The organism is Methylobacterium sp. WL116 (assembly GCF_008039455.1).
Lineage (GTDB): Bacteria > Pseudomonadota > Alphaproteobacteria > Rhizobiales > Beijerinckiaceae > Methylobacterium.
On sequence record NZ_VRUV01000816.1, the window covers coordinates 1 to 1,412 of the forward strand.

Sequence of the window (1,412 nt, forward strand, 5' to 3'; positions counted from 1 at the left end):
GGCCAGCTTCGCCTCGGCGGCAACGCCGTGATGCAAATCTTCGGGGCGGGCGCCGCGTTCAACCCGGTGACCGGCGCGTTCACCGCCCCGGCCTACGCCGTCGGCGGCCAGACCTACGGCGACGTCGGCTCGGCGCTCGCGGCGACCAACCGCCTCGCGGTGCAGTACGTGCCGGACAGCGCGAACAACCCGACCGGCGTGGTCGACCTCGCCCGGGGCAACGGCGGCAACGCGGTCGCGCTGCGCGGCGTCTCGGCCGGCCGCCTCGCCGCGGGCTCGACCGATGCGGTCAACGGCGACCAGCTCTACGCGACGAACCTCCGGGTCGCGACCAACACCAGCGACATCGCCACCAACGCGGGCGCGATCGGCACCCTGCGCCAGGGCATCACCGACGGCACGATCGGCCTGGTGCAGCAGGACCCGACGAGCCGCGCGATCCTGGTCGCCTCGGCGACGGACGGGGCGCTCGTCGACTTCCGCAACAGCGCCGGCAACGGCCGCGTCCTGCGCGGCGTCTCCGCCGGCGCGGTCGCCGCCGGTTCGGACGAGGCGATCAACGGCAGCCAGCTCTACGACACCAACCAGGCGGTGGCGGCCAACGGCGCCCAGACCAGCACCCTGCAATCGGCGATCGGAGCCGGCACGATCGGCCTGGTGCAGCAGGACCCGACCACCCGCGACATCGCCGTCGGCGCGGGTACGGACGGCACCCGCCTGACCTTGCGCAACGCCTCGGGCGGCACCCGCCTGCTCACCGGCCTCAGCGACGGCACCATCGCCGCCGGCTCGGCCGATGCGGTGACCGGGGGGCAGCTCTACGACACCAACCAGGCGGTGGCGGCGAATGCCAGCGGGCTCGCCGCCACGAACGGCAACCTCGCGAGCCTCCAGAGCGGCATCGTGCAGGGCACGATCGGCCTGCTGCGGCAGGACCAGGCCAGCCGCGAGCTGAGCATCGGCGCCGCGACCGACGGCACGGTGCTGAACCTCGCCAATGCCGGCGGCACCGGCCGCACCGTCGCCGGCGTCGCGGCGGGGACGCTGTCGGCGGCCTCCAACGAGGCGGTCAACGGCAGCCAGCTCTACGCGACGAACCAGGCGGTCGCGGGCCTGTCGGCGGGGGTCGCCAACGGCACCGTCGGCCTGGTCCAGCAGGATCAGGCGACGCGCGGGCTGACCGTCGGCGCCAATACCGACGGCACCACGGTGAGCTTCGCCGACCGCAACGGCACGGCGCGCACGCTCACCGGAATCGCCGGCGGCCGGATCGCCGCGGGCTCGACCGAGGCGGTCGACGGCGGGCAGGTCTACGGGCTCTCCGCCTCGCTGGCGAAAAGCCTCGGCGGCGGCGCGGGCGTGGCCGCCGACGGGTCGGTGACCGCACCGAGCTACGCGATCCAGGGCTCGCG

General features: G+C 74.9%; 1 pseudogene. It reads left to right on the plus strand.

Features of this window, described 5'->3' with window-relative positions:
- Window positions 1-1,412: pseudogene (locus FV223_RS30960) on the plus strand (hypothetical protein); the annotation flags it as partial.